Raw genomic sequence first — 24,275 nt, 5'->3', positions numbered from 1 at the left:
ATTTGTTTATGATTGCTTTATTTGGTTTTCAATGTTCGTGACGGCTTTGTGTTCCGCCATGTAAATAAACATAAAGCTTTTATTTCAGTTTGTAAAGGCCTTTTAAGCACAGTTTTTGTTATGAAGGTCATAAGCTTCGCTGATAATAAGCCAGAATGCTTGCTGTATGGGGTTTTAAAAAGCAGAGTGCGGATTTTTTGGACGATCGCCCACCAATGAAGAATACTCATAATCTACCGAGGCAACGAGATTCGGGACGGGCGTCAGTGTTAAGATAGATGAAGGGTTGCGATCGCAAACCGCAAAACTCCCATTGACATATATATGTTGTTGCACAAGTCCGATCGATAATTATCCCAAGGAATGTCTCGCACCGTCACCTACAGCCCTGCTTATACTCTGGTTCCCACTTACGAGTGTTTTAACCGCTGCACCTATTGCAATTTTCGGGCAGAACCCCTGCAAAGTCCTTGGCTGACACTCGCACAAGCCGAAAAACAGCTCAAGTTCCTGCAAACTCAAGGTGTAATTGAAATTCTCATCCTCAGCGGCGAGGTACATCCTCAAAGTAAACGGCGAAAAGCTTGGTTGCAGCGGATTTACGATTTGTGCGAACTGGCACTTGCTCTGGGATTTTTGCCGCATACTAATGTGGGGCCGCTCAGCTTTGAGGAGATGGCACTGTTAAAAGAGGTAAATGTATCGATGGGGCTGATGCTAGAACAGCTTGCCCCACATTTATTACAAACGGTTCACCGACACGCACCGAGTAAAGTGCCGGCGCTGCGACTGCAACAGTTAGAATGGGCTGGGGAATTGAAGATTCCGTTTACAACTGGTTTGCTGCTGGGAATTGGGGAAAGTGAGGCAGATTGGATTGAGACATTAGAGGCGATCGCCCGGATTCATTTGCCCTACAATCACATTCAAGAAGTTATCCTACAGCCACACAGTCCGGGAAATCAGCAAAGTTGGGAGGGTGAAGTTTTTGATGCTACAAAAATGCCCGAAGTAATTGCGATCGCCCGCAGCATCTTACCTGATGAAATCAGGCTACAAATTCCCCCCAATTTAGTTGCACAGCCAGACATATTACTTGCTTGTTTAGAAGCAGGTGCTAGAGATTTAGGAGGAATCGGGCCACGGGATGAAGTTAATCCCGATTATCCTCACCTGCAACACCAAACTTTAACAGAAATTTTAGCAGCATCGGGATGGCAACTTGTGCAGCGTTTGCCTGTTTATCCTCAGTATGATAAGTGGCTGCCCCAGACATTGCAAACTGCTGTTCAACAATGGAGAGTCAATCGATTTTAGATTTTAGATTTTAGATTTTAGATTGAAGAATTGAGCCTAGTGATAAATCCGGGGGCTTGTGACCAAATTGCTTGATAGTCAGTCAATCGATTTTAGATTTTAGATTTTAGATTTTAGATTGAAGAATTGAGCCTAGTGATAAATCCGGGGGCTTGTGACCAAATTGCTTGATAGTCAGTCAATCGATTTTAGATTTTAGATTTTAGATGGGTAATTGGTAGCAAGATTCTTTAAATTGCTGCTATAGAGATTTTAAATCAAAGAACCGCCACCATCAATCCAGACTTCAGTACCTGTGATGAAGCTGGAGGAATGTGATACCAGAAATAACACTAATTGGGCGACTTCTTCGCTAGAACCGGCCGTATTATCCGTCAAAGGAATCATGTCTTGAATGGAATCAGGGTCCACTGGAATGCGATCGAGATGGCGCTTAACGGTGCTTTCTTCAATAGCAGTTAGCACCCCGCCCGGACAGATCACATTGACTCGGATTTGGCAGGCTGCGAGTTCTAGCGCCAGCATTTTTGCAAAGGCTACTTGGGCAGCTTTTGAACAAGCGTAGGCCGTGGCACCAACTTTCCTGAAACTTCTGGTGCCATTAATCGATGATGTAATTACAATTGAACCTCCTTGTTTTTTCAGATGAGGAACAGCATACTTAACAGCCAAAAATGTTCCTCTGAGGTTAGTGTTAATTGTCCGATCCCACTCATCGGGTTCTATCTCCTCTATCGGCGACCATACACCGTTAATACCCGCATTTGCAAACAAAATATCAATTCTTTGATATTCATCAAAAATTGTTTGAAACGCTTTTTGCATTTGCCCAGAATCTCCAACATCTGCGGCAATAGCCAGCCCGCAGCCTCCTTCATTGACCAACTGGCGGACGGTTTCTTGCCCCGTTTCCAAAATGTGATCGATAATAGCAACTTTTGCGCCTTCCTTGGCCATTAAAATTGCTGCTGCATGACCAATTCCCGACCCACCGCCGGTAATAACTGCAACTTTTTCTGAAAGTTTCATATTTTTTTAGATAAATATTTTTTTGCGCGATCGCATAGCATAAAAATAATACTCTATAGAGGACTAAAGTCCTCACTACAAACAACTTTCCGTCATCAAAATCATGCAACTTAAAAGTGGTTTAAGGTACTAATTATAGCAGTAAGGTGTGCAGTGCACACCCTACTTTAGGCAGAGGATTACGTCAATTTTAACGTAGTCCTTACGGCTGGGGCACCCAGACCGAAACAGAACCAGCGTTACACCGAAAATCAGCCCAACCATCGTCATTAGTTGTGATTGGTTCTTTGATGTGTTCGGTGATGTCAATATAAGTTCGATTCGGTTGTCCGACTTCCATAAACTTGGTGCCATCGCCTCCGTTACTGAGTACCACAGCCATGCCGCCCGGATGTTCTTCATTTCCGAGTCGGGTCCAGCCAATAGTGTTGGCGTGGTCGAAGTAATCGTACTGATTGCCGTAGGAATAAGTTTGGCGCGCTAACAAAAATTTATCTACCATAAACTGATGTTTGTCTAGCCAAATCTCGTATTCATTGCCATCATTTGCTTTATCCTTATAGTTAGCGCCGTAATAATCCGGGTAAAAAATGCACGGATATCCTTCGCGCCGCAGCAGGATTAAAGCGTAGGCAAGAGGTTTAAACCAAGCCTCGACAACAGATTCTAGGGATTGTAATGGTTGAGAATCATGGTTGTCAACCAAGGTAACGGCGAGGGTTGGTTGCTGTTGGACGAGGGTGTTATCAAAAATGGTTCGCAAGTCGTAGCTATTGCCGGCTTTGCTAGCAGCGTAGAAGTTGTAGTGGAGGGGCGCGTCAAATAAGGAGACTTTACCGTCCGTTGCTTGGATGAAGTAATGCAAAGCTTCCACTTCGTAAGACCAATATTCGCCGACGGCAAATAGGTCGCGTTTGACATAGTTACGAACGTGTTCCAACCATTCTTGGAAAAATTCTGCTTTAACGTGTTTGACGGCATCGAAGCGAAAGCCGTCAACGTTTGTTGTATCGACATACCACTCACCCCAGTATTTTAACTCCCCGCTGACTTCTGGGTTGTCCATATCTAAATCGCAACCCATCAGGTAGTCAAAATTACCTTTTTCTAAGTCTACTCCTTGATCAAATTCTTTGCCTTTTAGCAGGTAAACGGCATGGGTTTCTGTGTTGTAAACGTTGTAATCAATGGCGTCAAAATGCCACCAATGCCACTCCATGCTGGAATATTTTTTGTCGCGGCCGGGGAAGGTAAAATGCGTCCAAGCTTTGATTTTTTGATATTCGCCTACGGTGTCATTCCGGTTGTCGGGATTGAAGGGTGTAGCTTCGGCTTCTTCTTCTGCATCGGCACCTAATTTGTGGTTGAAGACAACATCGGCATAAATCCGAATTCCAGCATCTTGTGCAGCTTTTATCGCGGCCAAATACTCATCTTTTGTGCCGTATTTAGTGCGTACCGACCCTTTTTGGTCGAACTCGCCTAAATCGAATAAGTCGTAGACGCCGTAACCTACATCCATACCGCCGCCCGTTCCTTTATAGGCGGGTGGCAACCAAAGGGATGTAACGCCTATTTTGGCTAAATCTTTTGCAGATTTCGCTAGCTGATTCCACAGGCTGCCGTCGTCGGGGCTGTACCAGTGGAAATACTGCATCATGACGCCATTTAGTTCAGACATATATTTAGTTTTTCCTGTTTTGTTAAATTGCGATCGACATTTATGTTCGTAGCTCGCTAGTTTACGTATGTCTGCAATCTATGGTTAATAAATATCATAAAAGATGGGGTCGCTAAAAAAATCTATCTGCTGATGGATTGACAACAGAATGTAAATTTGATATCAATTTTAAGCACACTAAAAAATATTAATTTAGTGGCGATTGTGCGGCAACTCGCTCAACTCTGGTGTTCCAAGTACCGTCGATCGCCAATTCAAGCAATCTAAATCCCGGCGGGATTTCGTCAACTATAATCGGATGGCTTTTGGGTAAAAGTTGGAGGCAGGTGCTGGGTGTCCCCAAGTAGGTAACTGAGCCCCGCTGTTGTTGAAATTCTTGGTGAATGTGGCCACAAAGAACGATTTTGATTTGAGAATATCGATCGACAATTGCCAAAAATTCATCGGCATTGTGCAGCATCATTCCATCCATGATTTCAGAGTCGATCGGCAAAGGATGATGGTGCAAGGCAATGATAACAGGTCGATCGCCCGTTTGTTGCAGTTGAGAGTCCAGCCAATGCAAGCTTTCTGGGGAAAGCCGCCCGCCGTCGCATCCGGCTTCCACACTCGAAAGCAACAGAAATTGCCAGTTTCCTAGCATCCATGATTTTTCTGGGGAAAGAGGCGACTGATTTAAGATTTCTGCCATAACTGGGATGTTGTCGTGGTTCCCAGGTATCCAGTAGGCGGGTATTCCGAGGGGGGCGATGAGGGAGACGAGGCGCTGGTAGGATTCTGGTGTTTCGTCTTGGGACAAGTCGCCTGTGAGTAGGAGTAAGTCGGGCGGCGGCTGTATCTGTTGCACGCGATCGAGAACTGCTTGAAGGGTGCGGGTTGTTGAGAGGCCTTTCCAAGTACGATCGAGCTCTGCAAACAAGTGAGTGTCGGTGATTTGGGCGACGAGTAGGGGAGAAACTGGTGTCATGGCTGGTGTTGCGGGCGATCGATGTAGTTCTAGAATAGCCTCGGATGGGTTTTGGAGGTGTGGAAAAAAGGGCGATTCCCTAGGGGATAGCTGCGCTTCACGAAATTTTTGACAGGTATGTTAAAATTTTCGAGATTTGGTGTACTATAAGAAAACGTCAAATTTCAGACGTGACGGCGGCATAGCCAAGTGGTAAGGCAGAGGTCTGCAAAACCTCCACCCCCAGTTCAAATCTGGGTGCCGCCTTAATTTTTAGTATTTTTAATAAGTCTTAAATGCTTGTGTGACAAGGTTTTTGGGTTTATTATAGACTGTAAATTGTATTTAAATGTGCATAATTGATTGCGGAAAGTAATGCAAATTTAATGCAATGCAAAAAGTGCTGACCATTAAGACCAGAGTGGGCAGAATAGTGGGAGCTAGCGGACATTAAGAGACCACCTGTTACGGGTGAATGCCATGCTGATCTTGGCGATCGCGTTTGCAAATTCTTTTCGCGATCGCCCGCCAATTTTTGCGCTTATGATTTGCCGCACGCTTGGGCAATTCGGGCGATGAGTTTTGGACTAGATGCAACGCTGGCCGCTAAGCAGATGGGGCATAGCCTCGCGACTCACACGCAGACTTATCATTTGGCTCTTAACGAGCGAGAGCAGCAAGCAGCTTACGATGTGTTATTAGCTCATTACATACAAACCTGAAAGTTAAGTGTTGTAAGTAACCCAAATCTAGTGTTCTATTTATTCTTGATTAAACAAGCGTACTTCCCTTTGATTGCTAGTCCTAATAATTTTGCCAGTTTCTCTGATTGAGGATGTATCAATTCCCCTATTAAAGAAATAGGGAATTCATTCAACTTTGCTTTCGCCTTTTTGTAGTCAGACAATGGAATTTTCATGTTTTCTGAGGATGGATAATGATTCCAACAACCGCTTGCGTGTTTACACGCAATCATTAAATCCCCTCTATCTTTCAAGGAAGTACCACTGTCAACTCCTTTGTAAACAATTAAGGATTCTCCAGCATAAATAATATTTTTGTACCCAAAAGCCATCCCTAGTCCTATTGTTGTTTCTCCCAGCGAGTGCAACGATCTGTCTTCTGCGTAAAAAACGTGTTCAAACTCGGCTATCGCAGATTCATCAAGAGATTTTCTCAACGTGTCTAAAACGTGTGAGAATCCGCTACTTAAGACTAGAAGCCAAGGACAAAGTTGCGGGTTTGCAATATTTGCTGCGCCTAAAATAAGTGTTGAAACTGTCCAGCAATTGTCCCAGAAATGTATAGCCTCAGTCTTCTTGGCCGTACTTGCTACCTGAGCAAAAATAGCTATATATAACAAGGGTATAAGTAGCCCTTGAGACTCCTTTAAAGCGTCTAACAATCTTTGATTGTGAATTTTTGATCCACATTGCCTGTATAATTCGACTGCCTCAACGCCAGACATATCGTAATTAGTTATTAGTCGATTTGTTGCTCGAACCACTTCATGGTCTGTTAAAAAATAGGTCAAATCTTTTTGTATCTTAAGCGCCCCCATCTTTATGCTGTCTAAGCGTTTTTGTGAGTCCTGGAAAACCTGACCAAAACTTGAATCTCGTTGTTCTCTACGTTTTGCTTCGCCCATAATTACTCCTTGCGTGAAATATGCAGAATCAAAGTGTCCACGGTTGTAGACACTTTTTGTTTACTGCTATTTTAGTCTGTTTTTACCTGTTAACTCTTTATTCTCACGGTAAAACTTAGCTCTCGAACGTCATAAATTTCAGACAGTATTAGCTATGCTCATTTTTGCGTTTCCTCTTCCCGGTTAAAACTTCAAAGCTTTGTGGGGCTTTGGCATTGAGTTTTAGGCTTTAACTTCTTTGAAACTCTTAAAAAGTAAAAGTTAATAAGTAAAACTTATGCTCTAAAACCCCCCGCAAAAAGTTTTAAACCTATAAATTTCCCTTATCTATTTTGCGCCTGGATTCGGCTCCTTCGCCGACTGGCTGAGACTAGGCGATGCTCCAGTAAGTAAATATTGGGGTGAGGTTTCCACCAGTTTTGGTGCAAGAATAGCAAGCCATCCTCGCCAAAGCCTTTCGGGGTGAACTGGTTCCCCAAGACCCCAACGACGAGCCTGCCTCCGTATTATTAGAACGGATTCGCGCCGAAAGGGAAAACAGAGAAAACGTTGCCAAAACTGCTAAAAAGCCTGCGGCCAACAAAAAACAACGCAGCAAGAAAGCGCAACCGCAATTAGAACCAAAACCGCAATTATAACCAAAACCGCAATTAGAACCAATTCAGCTAGAATTGCCGCTGTTTGACTAGACATCTCTAGAAAAGCAAGTCTTGAACAAGCATCCTGCGTGTTCCACAATAATTATTGTAGATGTCTATTGACTACGATCGCAAATCGTCGATCAGTTTTTCTATAGCCATACTTTTTGTGGTTTCATCCGCTAGAGAATTAAACACTTTCTGCAAAAGTTCTATAGACGCATTTTTAATAAACCAATCTTCACCCGGATTATCCCCAATATTCAAAAAATACTTTAAACGTTCCTCTATCGCTTCCTTATCTGCTTTATCCAGTTGTCCAACTCGCTTAAGCCAATCCCCTTGCGAGTCTTTAAAACAATTAGCATCAACAGTACATATCTGATGCACTAGAGCGAAGGAATTCTTATCAAGACCATTTGTGCTTGTAGAATTAATCGGATATACAGTTGGCAAACCTTTATAGGTTTCTTGTGAAGTCAACGGAATCAGCGTCAAAGTTTGGATGTATTTAGATTCATCTTGAAATTGGTCACTTGTCCAAACGATATAAGGATGCTCTCCGCGAAAAACCCGACTCGAATTAATCACCTGAGTGCAAGAAATTGTCTGGCACTCAATCTCCCCTGGTTCATTTATGTCATAAATATGATGATGACCGAGTTTGCAACGAAGAGATACTCTATAGGGATTGATAAAATAAATCCAACCTTGACGCGGTTTTTGTCCAGCCACTCGCTCACCCCAATTCACTCATTAACTTTTCTCTTTCTTTGTACAGATTAAGTCTCACCTGTTCCTCTGGTTCGTGGCTATATTTAACCTCAAGCATGGGAGCAGTGCTATAGACATATTCTAGTAACTGATGCAGTTTATCCTCTCCTGCACCCGCCCATTCTCTCCTGATGTTGTCAAGCATCAGCTTCAGACCTAAAGGTAACTTTAAATCATCCACATTACCAGCTCCCTCACCAAGTCTGATGAATATACTTTCTCCCTGAGATTCTTGAACAATCTCTTTGCCATTCATTTGATTTAAAACAGCCTCTATGCCTTCATTCCAAGGCCCATAGTAATAATAACGCCAATCTAAATCAGTAAGCTGCTTGTTTGTCCATTTGACCGCATAAAGATCGGCTAAGTACAAAAACTTGATTAACTGCGTTTTTGTAATATAGCCTTTTGTTGCGTAGACAAAGTATTTGATCAGGTTTTCTAGCATGGCTTTCCTTCTTTGGATTTCAAAAAACTCCCTAATTAATCTTATAATTTGTTCGCTCAATTTAACTTTAGTCTATTATATCATCCAAAGGACAGGTTGGCTATTAAACCATATAAAAAATAGCTAATCCTAACAAATAGAGTGTGTGCGTCCAAGAGTGTACTCTTCAAAAATTGAATTTCCGTCTAAGAAATATTGATCGGGATTATCGCTAGCTTTAATATTTGGTGAACAACTCCATAATAGTTAGGATTTTCTAACCCTTCTAATTCATGTTCGATATCTTCCCAATCCCCTAGCTTGCTTTTCCACTTACCATCCTTTTCTTGTCGGGCTGCGTGCTGTGGCTGGCCGTTATAGGTGTATATTGCTATTTTTTGAAACCCCGGTTCAAGGTCACGATTCTCGCAAGGTTCATATCCAATAGTTTGATAAGCTTGGATAAAAGCTTCCAGCGTTAACTCTCTTGAAACACCATCCGGCCAGTACCCATCAGGGTCTACCGGGTCCCATCTGCATTCCTCTTCGCCAGCAGCAAAAGCAAAACAATTATAATCTACTGTTTCTTCACTTGTTACTTGATATTCAGTAAGCTCTAAGTTAGGAAATCTCAATATTTTTCGGTACTCTAGCTTACCACTCATAACCGTGTTCTTTTCCCCATTGTATCCACGCTAGGGCCATTTGCTTCATCCGGCCGCGCTGTTCGGGTTTTACCGGATTGTCACCAGTAATTGCCCTCAACGCCCAAAACCAATGGTCTGGTTTTTGTTCGAGGTCACGCAAAATCAAGGGGATAACTGGCTGTCCCATGCCGATAATTCTCTGATAAGCCTGGTGCATTGATTTCTGTGTAACTAATGATAGCATCCCCGTCTCGACGCGCCATTCTTCCGCGAACTTCTTAAACTCTGCTTCCAGTTCTACCTTGCTTTTAATCGGGAAGTCATCAGCAGGAATTCCTGAAGGCAACAAATATACTTTTAAAACATCTTTGGCTTTTGATGCCGATTCTAAAAAGCTATTCGGCATCAACAAGTCATTAAGCTTTTGACAAAATCGCTTTTTTTCTTCGGTTGATAAGTTAGAGAGTTCTTCAAATTCATCAACAGCCGCAATAAGCTCATCTGCTAGTTCTTCCACTGTCCAAGCATAAGTTTTCTTTAAAGCGTATATGGGAATAATACTCTCTAGTATATTGACTAAATCATCATGGTTCGTGTTTTCTACCTCTGACTCTACGTTTCTGACTAAATCATCAATAGGCAACCCAGGGACTGTTTTTCTCAACGCAGTCAAAATAGCCTCAAACACTGAGTTGTCCAAGGCTATAATTTTTTCGAGGCCGGATTGATATTGGCGATGTATTTTTAAAGAAGGCATATTAGTTTTCTTGTCTTTGCTAAGAAAAGTTGAATTGAGACTAATTGGCTTACTTATACGTTCATTATAACACCCTTTTGCTCGTAAAGATGTAGGGACACGGCACTGCCGTGTCCCTACCCAATATCTGTAATTCTTACTCAAATTATCACATTTTGCTGATAATTCTTTGCAGGATTTCCACGCCTGATACCGCTTGCCAGCCAAACAGCCCCAAGAGCACAACATTCAGAAAGATGTGAGTGTTTCTCGCCAAATCATTGCCTTTTTGCATCAAAGGAGTCAGCGAGGCTGCGATCGCAATTATTGCCGTCATTCCCAACCCTGCTAGCAAGTGCGGGCCGACAAATAGCTTGCCGTTGTTGATGTAGGTGACGGCCATCCCCCCCACTGCCCCCGTTACCATCAAGGCTAGCAGCAAAGAACCCATCTGGTGATGCTTGATGTTGAATTTGCCCTTAATTAACTCTTTTTTGACTTCGCCTTCGGCACTTCTGGTACGTCGGATTTGCAGGCCGAGATACAAAGCATAAAATGAGATGGCCAGCAGTACCCACATTAAAACTGGGTGGAAGAATTGGCTCCAAACTTTCACTGACTGAGGAATTTCGAGATTCATAGTGTTCTGAGGATTAGCAAACATACTTCATAAAACTTAGCATACCAGTCAGGCCGTCTCATGTGATGGTAAAAATATACGGTATGAGAGACTATTATGCCTGCCACTAAACAAGACGCTGTATTGATTCAAGCCGCCAAGACTGGCAACATTATTCACGTCCAAGCTTTACTCGCTAAGAATGTTAACGCTAACGCCAAAGACTCTGAGGGGACGACGGCTTTGATGTTTGCTGCCCAAAAGGGCTATACGGAAATTGTGCGTATTCTACTAAACAATGACGCTAATGTCAACCAGGTGAGCAGACGTTTTGGGCTAACGGCTTTGATGCTGGCGGCGGCTCACAAACAGGCTGACTCTGTGCGGCTGTTGCTCGCTGCAGGTGCTGATGTTAATGCTAAAAATGATGATGGAAGTACGGCTTTGATGGCGGCTTCTCTGAAGGGCGATATCAATGTTGTGCGGATGTTACTTGATGCTAATGCTGATGTAAATGTACAAGATAAAGATGGAGATTCAGCTCTGAAAATAGCTGCTTTATCGGGTCACGAAGCTGTTGTCAAAGCTTTGGTGGATGCGGGTGCTGTTGCTGACAATTCTATGCTGTTTTTAGCTGTCCGTCAAGGAAGCGCTGAAATTGTGCGAATTTTGCTCAATTGTGGGGCGGATGCTAATGTTAAAAATCTAGAGAGCAAAACTGCTTTGATGCTGGCTGCGACGGCGGGAAATTTGGCTGTTGTCGAGGCGCTGTTGGCTGCTGGTGCTGATGTCGAAGTTCCCGACAAAGACGGCGAAACTGCTTTAACTTTGGCTGCGGATGCCGGCAATACTGATGTGGTGCAAACTTTGCTTGGTGCGGGTGGTAATGCGAATGTGAAAAATGGAGATGGGGGCACGGCTTTGATGGCCGCTGCTGCTGGTGGAAATGCGGCGATCGCCCATATCTTACTCGATGCGGGCGCGGATATCAACGCTAAGGATAAAGATGATGAAACTGCTTTGAATTTTGCCGTGGTTGAAGGCTACGAAGATGTGGTGGAATTGCTCTTAAACCGAGGTGCTAGTGTCGGTTCTAGAAATCGGTTGGGCGATACGCCTTTACTGGTGGCTGCTGTTCACGGCCATAGTGCGATCGTATCGGCTTTGCTGCAAAAAGTAAATTCAAATCGGGCTGATTTTCTGAATGCTAAAAACTTTGGGGAGACGGCTTTGACCCTGGCTACTTTTCACGGACATACCGAGACGGTGAAGGCTTTGCTTGACGGCGGTGCTGATCCGAATATCCCGGCGGATTTGGGGAAAACGGCTTTAATGAAGGCGTGCGATCGCGGTTATATTGCGATCGTCCAATTATTAGTCGAAAAAGGTGCCGATGTCAACTTGCTCGATGATTCGGGCGCAACAGCTTTAATGTGGGCAGCGCATCGGGGTTATCCTGATGCAGTAAAGATTTTAATTGAGGCGGGTTCAGAACTAAACCACAAAAATCCGGGAAATTATACAGCTTTAATGTTGGCTGAGTTTAAGGGTTATTCCAGTGTGGTAAAATTGCTCAAAAGTGCTGGAGCACTGGAGTAAGAATGAAATAGTTTTGAGTAAGGTAATTCTGTCATTCTGAGGGTAGGCTTTGGGAAGTGAAGAATCTCAGATATGGGGACTTACGCATTGTAATGGTGTGGCAATAATTTGAGATTCTTCGCTTCACTCAGAATGACCAAATTACGTGATTAGTGCGTCCCGGACAATGAATTATATCATGTCCGATCGATTAACCATAATATCCCGGTCGGGGCGGGTTTTTGAGATTGTCAATTATTGGCGATTATGGTTGGTGGAACCCGCCCCTACAAAAATCGCGGTAGCTCGACCCGACATGATATTAACCTCAATTTGCTTTACGTACCCAGCCGTTAATAGTAAATCGGCTATCAGCAAAAGCTTTTGAGGGACAGCTAACTCGCAAAACTTCGTGCATATAGCGACTCAGAAAAAATACGATGCTATTATTGCGCGGTTCAACAGTTCTGAATGTCTTATCTGCCACATAGAAATTGTTCTCGATTTTGCTGTCATAAATCTGCAACTCGCCACCTGAAAAAGCCTTGGGTTCTCGATAGAAATAGTAAACGTAAGTAAAAAATCTGGTGGCGGTATCTGGAGAGCCACTATCGTTGTGAAGTTTGTAAAAGTTGTTGTCATTGTGCATGGTTAACTGAGCTTCTATTTCACCAAGCGGAAATGAGGGAATATTTAATTTTTGCAGCACGTCGGGGAGAATTGCTTTGATGCGATTAACCATCAGTTCGGAAAATTCGGGGAACGAGTGGAGTACCATCGAACGGCGGTAATCTTCGGCATTTGTTGAGGTGCTGGTAGTCACAAATTGTGATTCTTTTGCTAAGACATATTTAAGGAGTTTGTTCTTTTCGGCAGGGGTCAAAAAGTTGTCTATTTGGGCGTAGCGAGATATTAAGTCGTCATTTACAGGCGGCGCAGGGGCGGGAATTTCGGCGGGAATTTCGGCGGGAATTTCTACAGGAGTTGCAGGCTGCTGCGGTTGCAGTTGCTGCAAGTAAATTGGGGGTTCTGTGACTAATCCGACTAGGTGTTCGCCGGGAAAAAAAAGGGTGGAACGCCCGTCGTCTATGGGGATTTGAAATAAGGGCGAAAAACTGAGTGTTTGTTGGGTGCGATCGACTAATGTTTTGATCAGGCTGTGCAATAATGGTGTATCAGATTTGAGGGTGACGGTGCATTGATGTCCCCCGGTGAGCAGGATTTTGACTTTTATGTCTTGGGGTTTAATTTGCGGTTGAATTGTGCTAGTCATAGCCGTTAGTTATAGAAGAAGAAGGAAGTTCGGCAACGGATTCTGTAACGGATGTAACGGATGGAGGGATGGGAGAAGAAAGAAGGAAGATGCAAGAAGGAAGATGGAAGAACAAAAATTCAATCATTGCTTGAGGGCGGGCTAGAAGCCCAACCCACAATAGAATTAACTCTTTGTGGAACAGGCATCTTGCCTGTTCATAATAGAGGTGCAAAATGTCATTGCTACGAACTTAATTAATGCAAGAAGTGGCGGATGTCGGTGAAAACCATTGTGATTCCGAGTTGGTTGGCGGCTTCAATGGAATCTCGATCGCGCATACTTCCTCCCGGTTGGACGATCGCAATTATGCCCGCCTCAGCCGCAGTTTTGACTGAATCGTCGAAGGGAAAGAAACCATCGCTAGCCAAAATCGCTCCTTTGCTCTTGTCTCCTGCTTGTTCCAATGCTAGTTTAACCGAACCGACGCGATTCATTTGTCCGGCGCCGACACCGATTGTAGTACGATCGCGCGTCACAACGATCGCATTTGATTTGACGTGTTTCGCTACTTTCCAAGCAAACAGCAATTCTTCCAATTCTGCCGCCGTCGGCTGTTTCTCAGTAACAATCCGCCATTTGCTAGTTTCTTCTACTACATTATCTGAGTCTTGCACCAGCAAACCGCCTGCAATAATTTTAACAGTTTGTGGAGGCCCTTGAGTCAAATCTGGCAAAATTAATACTCGAACTTTCGCCTTTTTTTTGATAATTTCTTCTGCTTCTGGTTCGCACCCCGGCGCGACGATACATTCTAAAAATGTTTGAGTTAACGCCGTTGCGGTAGCAGCATCAATCGGGCGGTTGAGGGCGACAATGCCGCCGAAAGCTGAGACTGAATCGGTGTCGAAGGCTTTTTGATACGCTTCAGAAATAGTTGTTCCCAAGGCTGTGCCGCAAGGATTTGTATGCTTCAGAATAGCGGCGGCGGGTGTGTCGGGGAATTCTACGATCAGCCGCCTTGCTGCTTCTAAATCTACTAAGTTATTGTAGCTTAATTCTTTGCCTTGCAGGATGGTGCTAGTCGTCCAGCCTGTGGGTGTAGTTCCGCTTTGATACCAGGTAGCCGCTTGATGGGGATTTTCCCCGTAGCGCAGAGTTTGCAACTCTTTTCCTGATAAATTAAACTGCTCTGGTAGCGAAGATTCTTCAGCGGATTGGCTGCTGCTGAGATAATTTGCGATCGCGCGATCGTAGTTTGCTGTATGTTTGAAGGTTTCCAGCGCGCTTTTTTGCCTAAACTCTAAGGATGCTTGACCGCCATTTTCCCGCAGTTCTTTTAAATAAGTATTGTACTGTTCTGGGTCGCACAAAACTGTCAAATGAGCGTGGTTTTTGGCGGAAGCTCTCAACATTGCTGGGCCGCCGATATCTATCTGCTCAATTGCGTCTGCTAGAGTAACTCCTGGTTTAGAAATTGTCTCTTCAAATGGATACAGATTCACTACAACTAGATCGATCGCCCGAATTTGATTTGCGGTTAAATCTGCGAGGTCTTCCGGTACATCGCGTCGTGCTAAAATGCCACCGTGGATTCGTGGGTGAAGTGTTTTGACTCGCCCTCCCAAAATTTCGGGAGAACCAGTATATTCCGCAACTTTGGTGACTGGGATGCCTGCTTCTTTGAGGGCCGTTGCTGTCCCGCCACTACTAATTATGTCAAATTCAAATTCTTCTACTAGACTGCGCGCTAAGTCGATTAGTCCGGTTTTATTGGATGTGCTCAGAAGTGCTAGACGTGCCATTGGTTTGAAGTTGCGATCGCAAAAATAGACAGGTTATATTCTATACCAAATCTGGTGGCAGGCACATGATTTGGGAATGGCTAATTATGATTATTTTTAACAAACCAAAGATGAGTTCGCTTATCTTGACGCATATTTTTTGTCAAAACTATATAATATTTTATACTGACCAGTGGCTTCAAAATATTTAGGACTTGCGCGTGGAACTGATTATTTTGTGAGTGCGAGGGGGATTGCAGCCATATCCAGCTTTCACAGTTAGTGTCGCTACGTAAGTGTCAATGTTGTTGAAATTACTTAATAAAACTTAATAGATAATTATAGGGCGATCGCTCTTGAATTTTAACGATGTTTTATGATGAATTCTAAAAGTAATGTGCTAGCATCGGGTGTAAATTGCTCTCTCCCTAAACTTCCCGGAAAGTTGGGCGATCGCAACACCTTAATCTAAACAATAATTTGGTAGGTTTGACATATGTTTTTTCAAGAATCCGATCCCGAAAATAAACTCAGTAATATTAGCAGGAACCATAAAAAAACTGCTCCCAATCTGACCAATAGAACAGGCTACCAACAGATTTCCCAAAAAAGAGGCCAGAATTCGACCGAGGCCAACATTTCCGAAGCTTATAGTGTTAGTTTGTGCGAATTGCAGCAGATGGAGCGAGCAATGGAACAGCTAAAGCAGGATTTGAAAGCTAGCGAATCTCGGTTTCGGAATGTGATCGAAAAAAATGCCGACGGCATCGCAATCGTTAACAAGCGAGGACTTGTTTGTTTTGCCAACCAGTCAGCAGAAGCGCTGTTTAACTGCAAAGCAGAGGAACTTCTAGGGCAAGCATTTTTTGGCAATTTAGTAGTAGAAGTTTCAGCTTGCGACCTTGAGATGGCGACGGATATTATTCCCCAAGTTGGAAAAACGGAAGCACCAGGAACTCGCGTCGTGCAAACAGAAGTTGAAGCTATTCGCAAGCAAAAAGCAAATGCTGTAGTAGAAATGCGGGTTGTGGAAACGGAATGGGATGGAGAAATGGCTTATTTAGCTACGCTGCGGGACATTACCGATCGCAAGCGCGCAGAAGAAATGCTTTGGTTGTACGATCGAGCTATAGCAGCTACTAGCACCGGAGTTACGATTTCTGACGCCACTGACCCCGAACATCCAATTATTTATTGCAATCCCGCATTTGAAAGCATGACAGGTTATCGGCGGCAGGAAATTATCGGAAAAAACGGCCGATTTTTGCACGGAAGCGATACCGATCCGGCGGCAGTAGAAATAATTCGCCAAGCCTTGCAAACAGAAAGCGAATGCAAGGTAATATTAAAGAATTACCGCAAAGACGGAACCGCTTTCTGGAATTGTTTCTCCATATCTCCTGTGCGCGATCGAATGGGAAAATTAACTCATTTTATTGGCGTACAGAGAGACATCACTGAGCGCAAACAAGCCGAAGAAGCCTTGCATAATTCCGAAGCACAAAGCAGAGAACAAGCCGCTCAACTAGCAGCCACACTTGAGCAACTCAAAGCCACTAATTCCCAATTAGTTCAAAGCGAAAAAATGTCTAGTTTGGGATTGCTACTTGCCGGGGTCGCTCACGAAATTAACAACCCAGTCAGCTTCATTTACGGCAATCTCGCTCATCTCACAAATTATACTCAAGACTTGTTTTACCACCTCCAACTTTATCAACAGCACTATCCTAATCCAGTCGCCGAAATTCAAGAGGAAAGAGAAAAAAAAGATCTCGATTTTTTAGCTGAAGATTTACCTAAAATACTGTCTTCAATGAGCGTTGGTGTCGAGCGGATTTGCCAGATTGTGCAGTCGCTGCGGAACTTCTCGCGCCATGACGATTCACAGATGAAACCCGTTAACCTCCACGAAGGTATTGACAGCACGCTGTTAATTCTCAATCACCGTTTGAAAGGGAACGGAGAAAAGCAGCCAATTCAAATTGTAAAACACTACGGAAAATTGCCGAATGTTGAGTGTTTTGCTGGGCCCATCAATCAAGTTTTTATGAATATTCTCAGCAATGCGATCGATGCTTTAGAAGATGCCAACAGTAGGCAAACTTGTCGAGAAATGCTAGAAAATCCCAGCCAGATTAGGATTGGTACGGAAGTAGTCGGCAATTTTGTAGAAATTAAAATTGCCGACAACGGCCCGGGAATAACTGAGGAAGTCAAACAGCAGATATTCGATACATTTTTTACTACCAAGCCCATTGGCAAAGGCACGGGAATGGGTTTGTCAATTAGCTATCAAATTATTGTAGAAAGACACAAAGGCGAATTATCTTGTAATTCGGAATTGGGCAAGGGCACGGAATTTATTATCAGAATTCCGATCGCACATTAGCGCGGAATGTGCAATCTGCAGCTTACCAACTTGATATATAGGCAAACAAGCGAGCGGGACTCGCACTCCTACAAAACGAGAAAAATCGCTTTTTCTCGTTCCCAGACTCTGGCTGGGAACGCATACTTAGGGGCTCTGCCTCCCCATTGTAAAGAGAATTATAGGGTACTTTTCGGCTCACCTTACCCGCATAAAAAGCGAATTAAAAAACCTCTGCACCCTCCAACTTCTTAAAAGTTTCAACCTTAGCCCTCGCGGCTTCCCCGCAAGTCTTCGGTGTCGGAAACATCTTCCCAGGATTCGCCAAACCTTTCGGATTAAACACCTGACGCACCCACTGCATCGTCTCCAAATCAACCTCCGAAAACATATCCGGCATAAAACACTTCTTGTCAGCACCGATGCCGTGTTCCCCCGAAAGACTTCCGCCAACTTTCACACAAAGCCTGAGAATTTCCCCGCCCAATTCTTCCACCTTTTCCAGCGCACCTTTTACCGCGTTATCGTACAGAATCAGCGGGTGCAAATTTCCGTCTCCCGCGTGAAAAACATTGGCAATTCGATAACCGTATTTCTCGCTCAAACCCTCAATTTCTTTCAAAACATAAGCCATTTGCGTTCGCGGAATTACGCCGTCTTGCACGTAATAATCCGGGCTGAGATGACCCGCCGCCGCAAAAGCAGCTTTCCGCCCTTTCCAAATTTTTAGGCGCGTTTCCGGGTCAGTTGCCGTGGTGATATTTCGTGCTCCGTTATGCTTGCAAATATCAGCAATCCGCTGTTTGTTTGTGGCAACTTCCACTTCTAAACCGTCGATTTCTACGAGGAGAATTGCCGCCGCATCGCGGGGATAACATCCAGTTGCCACCACATCTTCCACAGCATTGATGCTGATGTTATCCATGATTTCCATGCCGCCGGGAATAATGCCAGCGCTGATAATATCGGAAACTGATTCGCCCGCTGCTTCTATACTGGAAAAATCCGCTAGGAGAACGCAAATCGATTCTGGCGCTTTGAGAATTCGCAAAGTAACTTCTGTAGCGATTCCTAAAGTGCCTTCGGAACCGACAAATACACCAGTTAAATCGTAACCGGGCATTTCGGGAATTTCGCCACCGACATCGACAATAGAACCGTCGGGAAGTACCAATTTTAATCCTAAAACGTGATTCGTTGTGACTCCGTATTTGAGGCAGTGAACGCCGCCCGAATTTTCGGCAACGTTGCCGCCAATCGAACAAATAATTTGACTGGAAGGATCAGGCGCGTAGTAGAAACCCGCGCCGCTAACTGCTTGCGTTACCCAGTTATTAATTACTCCCGGTTGCACGACTACTTGCTGATTTTCTAAGTCTACTTTCAGGATTTTTCGCATCAGGGCAGTAACAATCAGCACGCAGTTTTCTACAGGCAAAGCGCCGCCGGAAAGGCCGGTGCCTGCGCCTCTAGCCACCCAGGGAATTGAGTTGCGATCGCATATTTTGACCAATTGCGCCACTTCCTCCGTAGTTCGAGGCAATACCACCACGGCGGGGCGCTGGCGGTAGCTGGCGAGTCCGTCGCACTCGTAGACAATCAATTCTTCGCGGCGCTGCACCACCCCATTTTTGCCGACTACAGCCTCGAATTCTTTAATAACGGGTTTCCAGTTGCGTTCTGTTTCTATTGCTATCATAAAAAATACTCGGTAAGTGGGAAACGAGCGCGACTTCAGTCCTGAGAGGAAAACGACGCGGCGATTTCAATCGCCTTGAATCCCCTTTCGGGGTAGGGGAGGGAATTTAATATAACCTCCCCTATTTTTGAGGGTATTTCTACCCTCCTCCCTTGCGGGGTAATGTTAGCTTCGCCAAGGTTATAGAGGCTTGTTAAGCTGGCAGCACTGTCTCAGGGACTTTAAGACTGTTTAACTACCAGCGACAGAGCGAGGGACTAGCTTCGCATCCCAGGGTGTCGTGACCTTAATAACGTAGCCCGCGAAGGGCTTAGGCTGGTCAGTACAGCTTGATTCGATTTCTCTTACAAGCTCAGTGGCTTAAGCCCTGAGTTACTGACTAGTGAATTTAATTAGGGAACTATCAATAATATTGTGGCAAGTTTTACTATTTTTGTGCAATTATTTTTTTAAGGGTTGCAATATTGACACAGGGAAGGATCGGCAGTCTCTCGACCGTCTGGAAATAGTTTTTCTTTAGTATAACCGCAGTTTTTGCATTTATAGATTGCCGATCGCGCTAGCTGAGTCGGAAAATAGCAAAGTTCGCAGGGCAATCCGATTTTCGTCTCAGCAATATCGAATCCCGGCCAACCGCACTCCGGGCAGAATTGCTTGAATTTTTTAACTAAATCGAGAGTTGCATTTTCGATGTTTTTCATCCGAGTTGGATTGTACATCGCCCGCATATCTGTTTCGATGTGAACTCGGCCGGTTGACGATTTTTTTAAGCCTGCTGTCACAGCGTCAAAAAATTGTTTTTCTGTCCTAATGCCCTTGACAATTTCGCCGTTACCGAGTGCAGCGTCGCCAACTATAACCACCAGTGCGTGATCGGGAAATCCAGCTTTTTTAGCAAAATCATCTGCTTCTTCTATACTGGAAACTAACTCGTGACTGTAGTTAGTTTCAACGGAGAAAGAGTCGCCGATTAGTTCTAAATTGTTGGCTCTATCTAATAAAATTACTATTTCTCTGTTAGCTGGCAGATACGGGAGCATTGGGTGAGGGCCGAAAGTACCTTCGCTGGCAAAGGCAAGAGTTTCGCCCGCAATTTCTAGGGCTTTTTGTGCTTTATGGCGAGCCGCTTCTATTTGTGTTCCTAAGCGTTTAACTTCTCTGGTGAAGGTGCCGAATGCGTCAGTGTCAAGCGCCGCAGGTACTAGGATATTTACGCCAAATTCTCGTTCCAAAACGGGAGCCATCACCCGTTCTTTTTGGTGCATGGTAGCAAGAATTGCGGTGCGATCGCTCAATAATTGATTGGGATTCACAGGCTCAGAAATATTAGACATACAGCAGCATCATTTTAGGAAAAAAACTCACATATACCCTTTCCACCGCCCCACACCCGATAGAAACCCTGACTTAACTTCCGAGTAAAAATTTTAGACCCCAGTTAAATATTCATGATATTCACCTGTGGACTTAATTTAAAATTCTTCAATCGTCAATCTAAAATCTAAAATCTAAAATCGTATTAGTTGCCTCCAGTTACTCCCCCAGCTTGACCTCTGAGTACAAAAATTACTCCTGTCATAATTAGCCCCACGCCTACCAACCGCAGCGGAGGCAAAGGCTCGTGAAATATCAGTTTGCCGCCTAAAACAGTAAACAGGTAACTAATTGACAGTAAAGGCGAGACTATGCTAAGGTTTGCCCGCGACAAAACTACTATAAAGCCGATCGAAGAAATTGCATACAAAGAAAGACCGCCTACTATCAACGGCTGAGTAGCCATTGCTATAATTTTTTCTATTAAATTAGCAGCGCCAATGGGCCCTAATATTTTAGCTCCTGCCTTCAGACTAAATTGACCTGCGACGCCGCACAATATTGCAGCAAGCAATAACATAAAAACGCTTCTATTCATAAATTTACTAACCTATAGTACAATCAAAACTTGCCGTCCCCAAAAACCTGAAAAACTTTAATTAAGTTTTGTTAGGTTTTATTCACCACTAATATTTTAAGCAGAGATACGGGAAAATCAAGTATGGTCGATCGCGATCGAGAGTGGAACAAATATATGCCAGAACAGACCAACCCAAGCGGAGAATATACTCTAGAACTATCGATAGTCATGCCTTGTCTGAACGAGGCAGAAACTTTAGAAATCTGCATCGAGAAGGCACAGAAGTCCCTGCGCGAACTTGATATTGCCGGCGAGGTCATCATAGCAGACAACGGCAGCACTGACGGTTCTCAAGATATCGCTACCAGAATGGGGGCCCGAGTCGTACCCGTAGTGGCCAAAGGCTACGGCAGCGCCCTTATGGGAGGCATCATGGCAGCGCGCGGAGTTTATATTATCATGGGCGATGCTGACGACAGCTACGACTTTTCCAACCTCGGCCATTTTGTGGAAAAATTGCGGGGAGGGTACGATTTAGTTATGGGAAACCGCTTTCAAGGGGGCATCAAACCGGGGGCAATGCCGCCACTGCACCAATATTTTGGAAATCCGGCGCTGACATGGATTGGGCAGCTATTCTTTTCAAGTCCCGCCGGCGATTTTAACTGCGGGTTGCGGGGTTTCAGGAGAGAGTCAATTTTGAAACTCGACTTGCAAACAACGGGGATGGAATTTGCTGGCGAAATGGTGGTCAAAGCCTCTATCTACAAGCTTCGAGTCACTGAAGTTCCCACCGTACTCTCTCCCGACGGCCGCAGCCGTCCGCCACACCTGCGAACTTGGCGAGATGGCTGGCGGAACCTGCGATTTATGCTGCTTTACAGTCCCCGGTGGCTATTTCTGTATCCGGGTACTGCGCTGATGATTTGGGGTCTAATTATCGTGGTTTGGCTGTTACCCGGTACTCAAAAGATTGGGAGTATCAGCTTTGATGTACACACACTGCTGTATGGTGCGATCGCAATTATCATCGGTTTTCAAGCAGTAACTTTCGCTTTTTTCACCAAGATTTTTGCCATCAGCGAGAAACTCCTGCCCGAAGACGCCAAACTCAACAAAATATTTCGCAATGTCACCCTAGAGACAGGATTGATTGTCGGAGTCACGCTGATATTAATCGGAATAGTTGGCTCGTTTTTGTCATTGAGTATCTGGAGCGAAACAGCTTTCGGTACTTTAGACCCTTTTAAAACTCTGCGTTTAGTTATTCCCTCCCTCACTTGCCTGACCGTCGGTTTGCAGATGGTTTTGTCCAGCTTTTTTCTCAGTGTACTGAGCTTGAAGCGCAGATGATAACATCAAAGTTACTCGCAACATTCCTCAAAACTAAACTGCCATGCAGGGGAAGCTGAGGGCGATCGCAATGCAGGCAAGATCGGGGCCCCAGGAGCTAAATTTGCGACTATCTGGTAGAATCCCACAAGTAGCTTTAATGCTCAAAAGAGTTAGAATAGTAGAGATAAAGAATATGTGATATTAGCTATGCAGCGAATATTTGAGGCTATATTGAAGGGAAACCTTTTAGAATGGGCTAATGAGGTTCCAAGACAAGGCGATCGCCTTGTCAGAGTTTACGTTACTTTACAAGAAGAGCGATCGACTTTAAGTGCGGAGTTTCGCCGTCAGAGAATAGTTGAAATATTGGAAAAAATTGCAGCAAATAAGGTCTTTGCTGATATTAGCGATCCAGTGGAATGGCAGCGAGATTTGCGTCAAGACCGTCCACTTCCAGGTAGGGATGAATAATGAATGCTGCTAGATAGTGATATTATTATCTACGCTTCCCAGCCAGAAAACTCGCAGATTAGGCATTTTATTGGCGAAAATGACATAGTTGTATCGGCAATAAGTTACCTTGAAGTCTTGGGTTATCATGGGCTAACTGAAGAGTATAGATTGTACTTTGAGGAATTCTTTGGTGTGCTGGAGGTTATACCAATTTCTAACGCTGTACTCGATCGCGCAGTGCTGTTGCGACAGATAAGGATAATGACACTTGGGGAGGCTATTATTGCGGCAACAGCTTTGGTATATGGCAGAACTTTAGTAACAAGAAATATAGGGGGTTTTCGGTGGATTGCTGAACTCACACTGATTAACCCGTTTGAGGTTTAAGAAAGATGGGCGATCGCACTTTGGGGAAGATAAGGGCGATCGTACATTTATTTATTCACTGCTTTTTACATGATGTTCAACATAAGAGCGCAGCACAGCGTTCATTAGAGATTGATAGCCTTTTCCTTGGCTTTTAAACCAATCTAATACATCGCTATCAACTCTTAAAGAAATAGCTTGTTTTGTCAGTGGTGTTACGAGTTTTGCTTTTGCCCAAAAATTCGCATCTAATTCAGGAATATCAGAGGTATCGATCGCAGATTCTGGAATATTTTCTAATTCTTCAAGTCGTTTGCGCGAGATAGTCATAGTAGGTATTTTTTTCTTGACGAGTGGCTTTTCTTGCAGAGATGATGCGGATAGCTCCATTTCTTTCAGTATGCGCTACGGTAACGATAACGACACCTTGTATGGCACCAATACTGATTTCTCGGATTTCTCCGTAGTCGAAACGCTCATCAATGGCATTAAAAACGATTCCGTCAAAGATTTCTTGAGCTTCTTCAAAGCTAATGCCATGTTTTTTGAGGTTTTGGGCGTTTTTATTTTCATCCCATTCAAACTGCATGATTGTGTATATACAAAACGTATCTACTTATAATATAGCATAACCTGATCGCACTTTGGGGAAATAAGGGCGATCGCACTTCCCTCGATCCTAAATTGCTATAATGACAATCAGCCCAAAAATCTCAACATAAAGCCTATGTCTACTTATAGCGAGGTACTGAGTCAGGCTCAAAATCTCACTCCTGACGAGCAACAGCAGCTTTTAGAAGTATTGTCAGCATTGATGCGCGATCGGGTAACAACCCAGACTCAGGGTAAACGATCGTCCATTGATGCAGCACTGATTGAAATGGTACAAGATCCAGAGTATCAAGCTCAAGTGCTACAGATGGAGGCTGAGTTTGCGGTAGCGAGTTGGGAAGCCTTGCAATTGGGAGAATCTTCTGTATGAACCGGGGAGAAGTCTATGATGCTAGGGAATGAAGATTTAATAACATCAGCGATGTATAATAAATAAATGAGTGAATATGAATAGGTTTATGTTTCGGTAGAG

Annotated in this window: 24 protein-coding genes and 1 tRNA gene; 9 read left to right on the top strand and 16 right to left on the bottom strand. The window is 44.1% G+C overall.

The window, feature by feature from the left end:
- The first annotated feature begins 363 nt into the window (after positions 1–363).
- Positions 364–1,317 (top strand): 7,8-didemethyl-8-hydroxy-5-deazariboflavin synthase subunit CofG, encoded by a 954-nt coding sequence (gene cofG, locus QUB10_RS29480; protein WP_333206756.1) that lies wholly within the window; start codon positions 364–366, stop codon positions 1,315–1,317.
- A 252-nt stretch (positions 1,318–1,569) separates the two neighbouring features.
- On the opposite strand, the gene QUB10_RS29475 is transcribed toward cofG, so the two are convergent.
- The 3 genes from QUB10_RS29475 to cpdA form a co-directional block, all read right to left on the bottom strand.
- Positions 1,570–2,346, bottom strand: coding sequence for an SDR family NAD(P)-dependent oxidoreductase (locus tag QUB10_RS29475; RefSeq protein WP_333206755.1), 777 nt, complete (start codon positions 2,344–2,346; stop codon positions 1,570–1,572).
- Between the two features lie 202 nt (positions 2,347–2,548).
- Positions 2,549–4,027, bottom strand: a complete 1,479-nt coding sequence (locus tag QUB10_RS29470; protein ID WP_333206754.1) for an alpha-amylase — start codon at positions 4,025–4,027, stop codon at positions 2,549–2,551.
- 187 nt (positions 4,028–4,214) lie between these two features.
- Complete coding sequence (gene cpdA / locus QUB10_RS29465; RefSeq protein ID WP_333206753.1) at positions 4,215–4,994, bottom strand: 3',5'-cyclic-AMP phosphodiesterase; 780 nt, start codon at positions 4,992–4,994, stop codon at positions 4,215–4,217.
- A gap of 175 nt (positions 4,995–5,169) precedes the next feature.
- Here cpdA and QUB10_RS29460 point away from each other — a divergent pair.
- Positions 5,170–5,240, top strand: a tRNA-Cys gene (locus QUB10_RS29460).
- A 281-nt stretch (positions 5,241–5,521) separates the two neighbouring features.
- The gene (locus QUB10_RS29455; protein WP_333206752.1) at positions 5,522–5,695 is read left to right on the top strand and encodes a hypothetical protein; all 174 of its coding nucleotides are present in this window, start codon (positions 5,522–5,524) and stop codon (positions 5,693–5,695) included.
- Positions 5,696–5,730: 35 nt separating this feature from the next.
- Here the strand turns inward: QUB10_RS29455 and QUB10_RS29450 are convergent, their stop codons facing one another.
- From QUB10_RS29450 to QUB10_RS29425, 6 genes are all read right to left on the bottom strand, one after another.
- Positions 5,731–6,621 carry a hypothetical protein gene (locus QUB10_RS29450; protein ID WP_333206751.1) on the bottom strand — a complete coding sequence of 297 codons (891 nt, stop codon included), beginning with the start codon at positions 6,619–6,621 and terminating at the stop codon, positions 5,731–5,733.
- Positions 6,622–7,382: 761 nt separating this feature from the next.
- On the bottom strand, positions 7,383–7,994 hold the full coding sequence (locus QUB10_RS29445; protein ID WP_333206750.1) for a type II toxin-antitoxin system PemK/MazF family toxin: 612 nt from the start codon (positions 7,992–7,994) through the stop codon (positions 7,383–7,385).
- Between the two features lie 4 nt (positions 7,995–7,998).
- Positions 7,999–8,541, bottom strand: coding sequence for a type II toxin-antitoxin system antitoxin SocA domain-containing protein (locus QUB10_RS29440; RefSeq protein WP_333206749.1), 543 nt, complete (start codon positions 8,539–8,541; stop codon positions 7,999–8,001).
- A gap of 125 nt (positions 8,542–8,666) precedes the next feature.
- Positions 8,667–9,125: a DUF7689 domain-containing protein gene (locus QUB10_RS29435; RefSeq protein ID WP_333206748.1), complete on the bottom strand. Its 459-nt coding sequence runs from the start codon at positions 9,123–9,125 to the stop codon at positions 8,667–8,669.
- Positions 9,115–9,864, bottom strand: a complete 750-nt coding sequence (locus QUB10_RS29430) for a hypothetical protein (RefSeq protein ID WP_333206747.1) — start codon at positions 9,862–9,864, stop codon at positions 9,115–9,117. The genes QUB10_RS29435 and QUB10_RS29430 overlap by 11 nt, the downstream gene beginning before the upstream one ends.
- Positions 9,865–10,012: 148 nt before the next feature.
- A complete protein-coding gene (locus QUB10_RS29425) occupies positions 10,013–10,483 on the bottom strand; it encodes a DUF4079 domain-containing protein (RefSeq protein WP_333206746.1) in 471 nt (156 codons plus the stop codon).
- Between the two features lie 96 nt (positions 10,484–10,579).
- On the opposite strand from QUB10_RS29425, the gene QUB10_RS29420 reads away from it, so the two are divergent.
- A complete protein-coding gene (locus QUB10_RS29420) occupies positions 10,580–12,061 on the top strand; it encodes an ankyrin repeat domain-containing protein (protein ID WP_333206745.1) in 1,482 nt (493 codons plus the stop codon).
- Positions 12,062–12,368: 307 nt separating this feature from the next.
- Here the strand turns inward: QUB10_RS29420 and QUB10_RS29415 are convergent, their stop codons facing one another.
- Together QUB10_RS29415 and purH are read right to left on the bottom strand one after the other, a co-directional pair.
- Positions 12,369–13,313: a 2OG-Fe(II) oxygenase gene (locus QUB10_RS29415; RefSeq protein WP_333151272.1), complete on the bottom strand. Its 945-nt coding sequence runs from the start codon at positions 13,311–13,313 to the stop codon at positions 12,369–12,371.
- 236 nt (positions 13,314–13,549) lie between these two features.
- On the bottom strand, positions 13,550–15,097 hold the full coding sequence (gene purH / locus QUB10_RS29410) for a bifunctional phosphoribosylaminoimidazolecarboxamide formyltransferase/IMP cyclohydrolase (RefSeq protein WP_333206744.1): 1,548 nt from the start codon (positions 15,095–15,097) through the stop codon (positions 13,550–13,552).
- Between the two features lie 475 nt (positions 15,098–15,572).
- Between purH and QUB10_RS29405 the strand changes: the two genes are divergently transcribed.
- Positions 15,573–17,465, top strand: a complete 1,893-nt coding sequence (locus QUB10_RS29405; RefSeq protein WP_333206743.1) for a PAS domain S-box protein — start codon at positions 15,573–15,575, stop codon at positions 17,463–17,465.
- Between the two features lie 202 nt (positions 17,466–17,667).
- Here the strand turns inward: QUB10_RS29405 and glcD are convergent, their stop codons facing one another.
- The 3 genes from glcD to QUB10_RS29390 form a co-directional block, all read right to left on the bottom strand.
- The gene (gene glcD / locus QUB10_RS29400) at positions 17,668–19,143 is read right to left on the bottom strand and encodes a glycolate oxidase subunit GlcD (RefSeq protein ID WP_333206742.1); all 1,476 of its coding nucleotides are present in this window, start codon (positions 19,141–19,143) and stop codon (positions 17,668–17,670) included.
- A gap of 449 nt (positions 19,144–19,592) precedes the next feature.
- On the bottom strand, positions 19,593–20,477 hold the full coding sequence (locus tag QUB10_RS29395) for a DUF6671 family protein (protein WP_333206741.1): 885 nt from the start codon (positions 20,475–20,477) through the stop codon (positions 19,593–19,595).
- Positions 20,478–20,662: 185 nt separating this feature from the next.
- Positions 20,663–21,055: a transporter gene (locus QUB10_RS29390; protein WP_333178195.1), complete on the bottom strand. Its 393-nt coding sequence runs from the start codon at positions 21,053–21,055 to the stop codon at positions 20,663–20,665.
- 123 nt (positions 21,056–21,178) lie between these two features.
- Between QUB10_RS29390 and QUB10_RS29385 the strand changes: the two genes are divergently transcribed.
- From QUB10_RS29385 to QUB10_RS29375, 3 genes are all read left to right on the top strand, one after another.
- On the top strand, positions 21,179–22,390 hold the full coding sequence (locus tag QUB10_RS29385; RefSeq protein ID WP_333206740.1) for a glycosyltransferase family 2 protein: 1,212 nt from the start codon (positions 21,179–21,181) through the stop codon (positions 22,388–22,390).
- 189 nt (positions 22,391–22,579) lie between these two features.
- Complete coding sequence (locus tag QUB10_RS29380; RefSeq protein ID WP_333206739.1) at positions 22,580–22,843, top strand: hypothetical protein; 264 nt, start codon at positions 22,580–22,582, stop codon at positions 22,841–22,843.
- Positions 22,844–22,846: 3 nt separating this feature from the next.
- On the top strand, positions 22,847–23,212 hold the full coding sequence (locus QUB10_RS29375; RefSeq protein ID WP_333206738.1) for a type II toxin-antitoxin system VapC family toxin: 366 nt from the start codon (positions 22,847–22,849) through the stop codon (positions 23,210–23,212).
- 51 nt (positions 23,213–23,263) lie between these two features.
- Here QUB10_RS29375 and QUB10_RS29370 read toward each other — a convergent pair whose 3' ends face one another.
- On the bottom strand, positions 23,264–23,521 hold the full coding sequence (locus QUB10_RS29370) for a BrnA antitoxin family protein (RefSeq protein ID WP_333085439.1): 258 nt from the start codon (positions 23,519–23,521) through the stop codon (positions 23,264–23,266).
- A complete protein-coding gene (locus QUB10_RS29365) occupies positions 23,496–23,780 on the bottom strand; it encodes a BrnT family toxin (RefSeq protein ID WP_332945908.1) in 285 nt (94 codons plus the stop codon). The genes QUB10_RS29370 and QUB10_RS29365 overlap by 26 nt, the downstream gene beginning before the upstream one ends.
- Before the next feature lie 138 nt (positions 23,781–23,918).
- Here QUB10_RS29365 and QUB10_RS29360 point away from each other — a divergent pair, with 138 nt between their 5' ends.
- Positions 23,919–24,173, top strand: coding sequence for a hypothetical protein (locus tag QUB10_RS29360; protein WP_333206737.1), 255 nt, complete (start codon positions 23,919–23,921; stop codon positions 24,171–24,173).
- Positions 24,174–24,275 lie beyond the last annotated feature (102 nt).

Source organism: Microcoleus sp. B5-D4 (genome assembly GCF_036705145.1).
In the GTDB taxonomy this organism is placed as follows: Bacteria; Cyanobacteriota; Cyanobacteriia; order Cyanobacteriales; family Microcoleaceae; genus Microcoleus.
The sequence above is the reverse complement of the archived record's forward strand: the minus strand, read 5'-3'. Positions and strand labels throughout refer to the sequence as shown.

Bases quoted from the DNA above. Each gene is read 5' to 3' on its own strand.
- cofG (WP_333206756.1), top strand. From the start codon at position 364: ATGTCTCGCACCGTCACCTACAGCCCTGCTTATACTCTGGTTCCCACT.
- QUB10_RS29475 (WP_333206755.1), bottom strand. From the start codon at position 2,346: ATGAAACTTTCAGAAAAAGTTGCAGTTATTACCGGCGGTGGGTCGGGA.
- QUB10_RS29470 (WP_333206754.1), bottom strand. From the start codon at position 4,027: ATGTCTGAACTAAATGGCGTCATGATGCAGTATTTCCACTGGTACAGC.
- cpdA (WP_333206753.1), bottom strand. From the start codon at position 4,994: ATGACACCAGTTTCTCCCCTACTCGTCGCCCAAATCACCGACACTCAC.
- QUB10_RS29450 (WP_333206751.1), bottom strand. From the start codon at position 6,621: ATGGGCGAAGCAAAACGTAGAGAACAACGAGATTCAAGTTTTGGTCAG.
- QUB10_RS29435 (WP_333206748.1), bottom strand. From the start codon at position 9,125: ATGAGTGGTAAGCTAGAGTACCGAAAAATATTGAGATTTCCTAACTTA.
- QUB10_RS29430 (WP_333206747.1), bottom strand. From the start codon at position 9,864: ATGCCTTCTTTAAAAATACATCGCCAATATCAATCCGGCCTCGAAAAA.
- QUB10_RS29425 (WP_333206746.1), bottom strand. From the start codon at position 10,483: ATGAATCTCGAAATTCCTCAGTCAGTGAAAGTTTGGAGCCAATTCTTC.
- QUB10_RS29420 (WP_333206745.1), top strand. From the start codon at position 10,580: ATGCCTGCCACTAAACAAGACGCTGTATTGATTCAAGCCGCCAAGACT.
- QUB10_RS29415 (WP_333151272.1), bottom strand. From the start codon at position 13,313: ATGACTAGCACAATTCAACCGCAAATTAAACCCCAAGACATAAAAGTC.
- purH (WP_333206744.1), bottom strand. From the start codon at position 15,097: ATGGCACGTCTAGCACTTCTGAGCACATCCAATAAAACCGGACTAATC.
- QUB10_RS29405 (WP_333206743.1), top strand. From the start codon at position 15,573: ATGTTTTTTCAAGAATCCGATCCCGAAAATAAACTCAGTAATATTAGC.
- glcD (WP_333206742.1), bottom strand. From the start codon at position 19,143: ATGATAGCAATAGAAACAGAACGCAACTGGAAACCCGTTATTAAAGAA.
- QUB10_RS29395 (WP_333206741.1), bottom strand. From the start codon at position 20,477: ATGTCTAATATTTCTGAGCCTGTGAATCCCAATCAATTATTGAGCGAT.
- QUB10_RS29390 (WP_333178195.1), bottom strand. From the start codon at position 21,055: ATGAATAGAAGCGTTTTTATGTTATTGCTTGCTGCAATATTGTGCGGC.
- QUB10_RS29385 (WP_333206740.1), top strand. From the start codon at position 21,179: ATGGTCGATCGCGATCGAGAGTGGAACAAATATATGCCAGAACAGACC.
- QUB10_RS29380 (WP_333206739.1), top strand. From the start codon at position 22,580: ATGCAGCGAATATTTGAGGCTATATTGAAGGGAAACCTTTTAGAATGG.
- QUB10_RS29375 (WP_333206738.1), top strand. From the start codon at position 22,847: ATGCTGCTAGATAGTGATATTATTATCTACGCTTCCCAGCCAGAAAAC.
- QUB10_RS29370 (WP_333085439.1), bottom strand. From the start codon at position 23,521: ATGACTATCTCGCGCAAACGACTTGAAGAATTAGAAAATATTCCAGAA.
- QUB10_RS29365 (WP_332945908.1), bottom strand. From the start codon at position 23,780: ATGCAGTTTGAATGGGATGAAAATAAAAACGCCCAAAACCTCAAAAAA.
- QUB10_RS29360 (WP_333206737.1), top strand. From the start codon at position 23,919: ATGTCTACTTATAGCGAGGTACTGAGTCAGGCTCAAAATCTCACTCCT.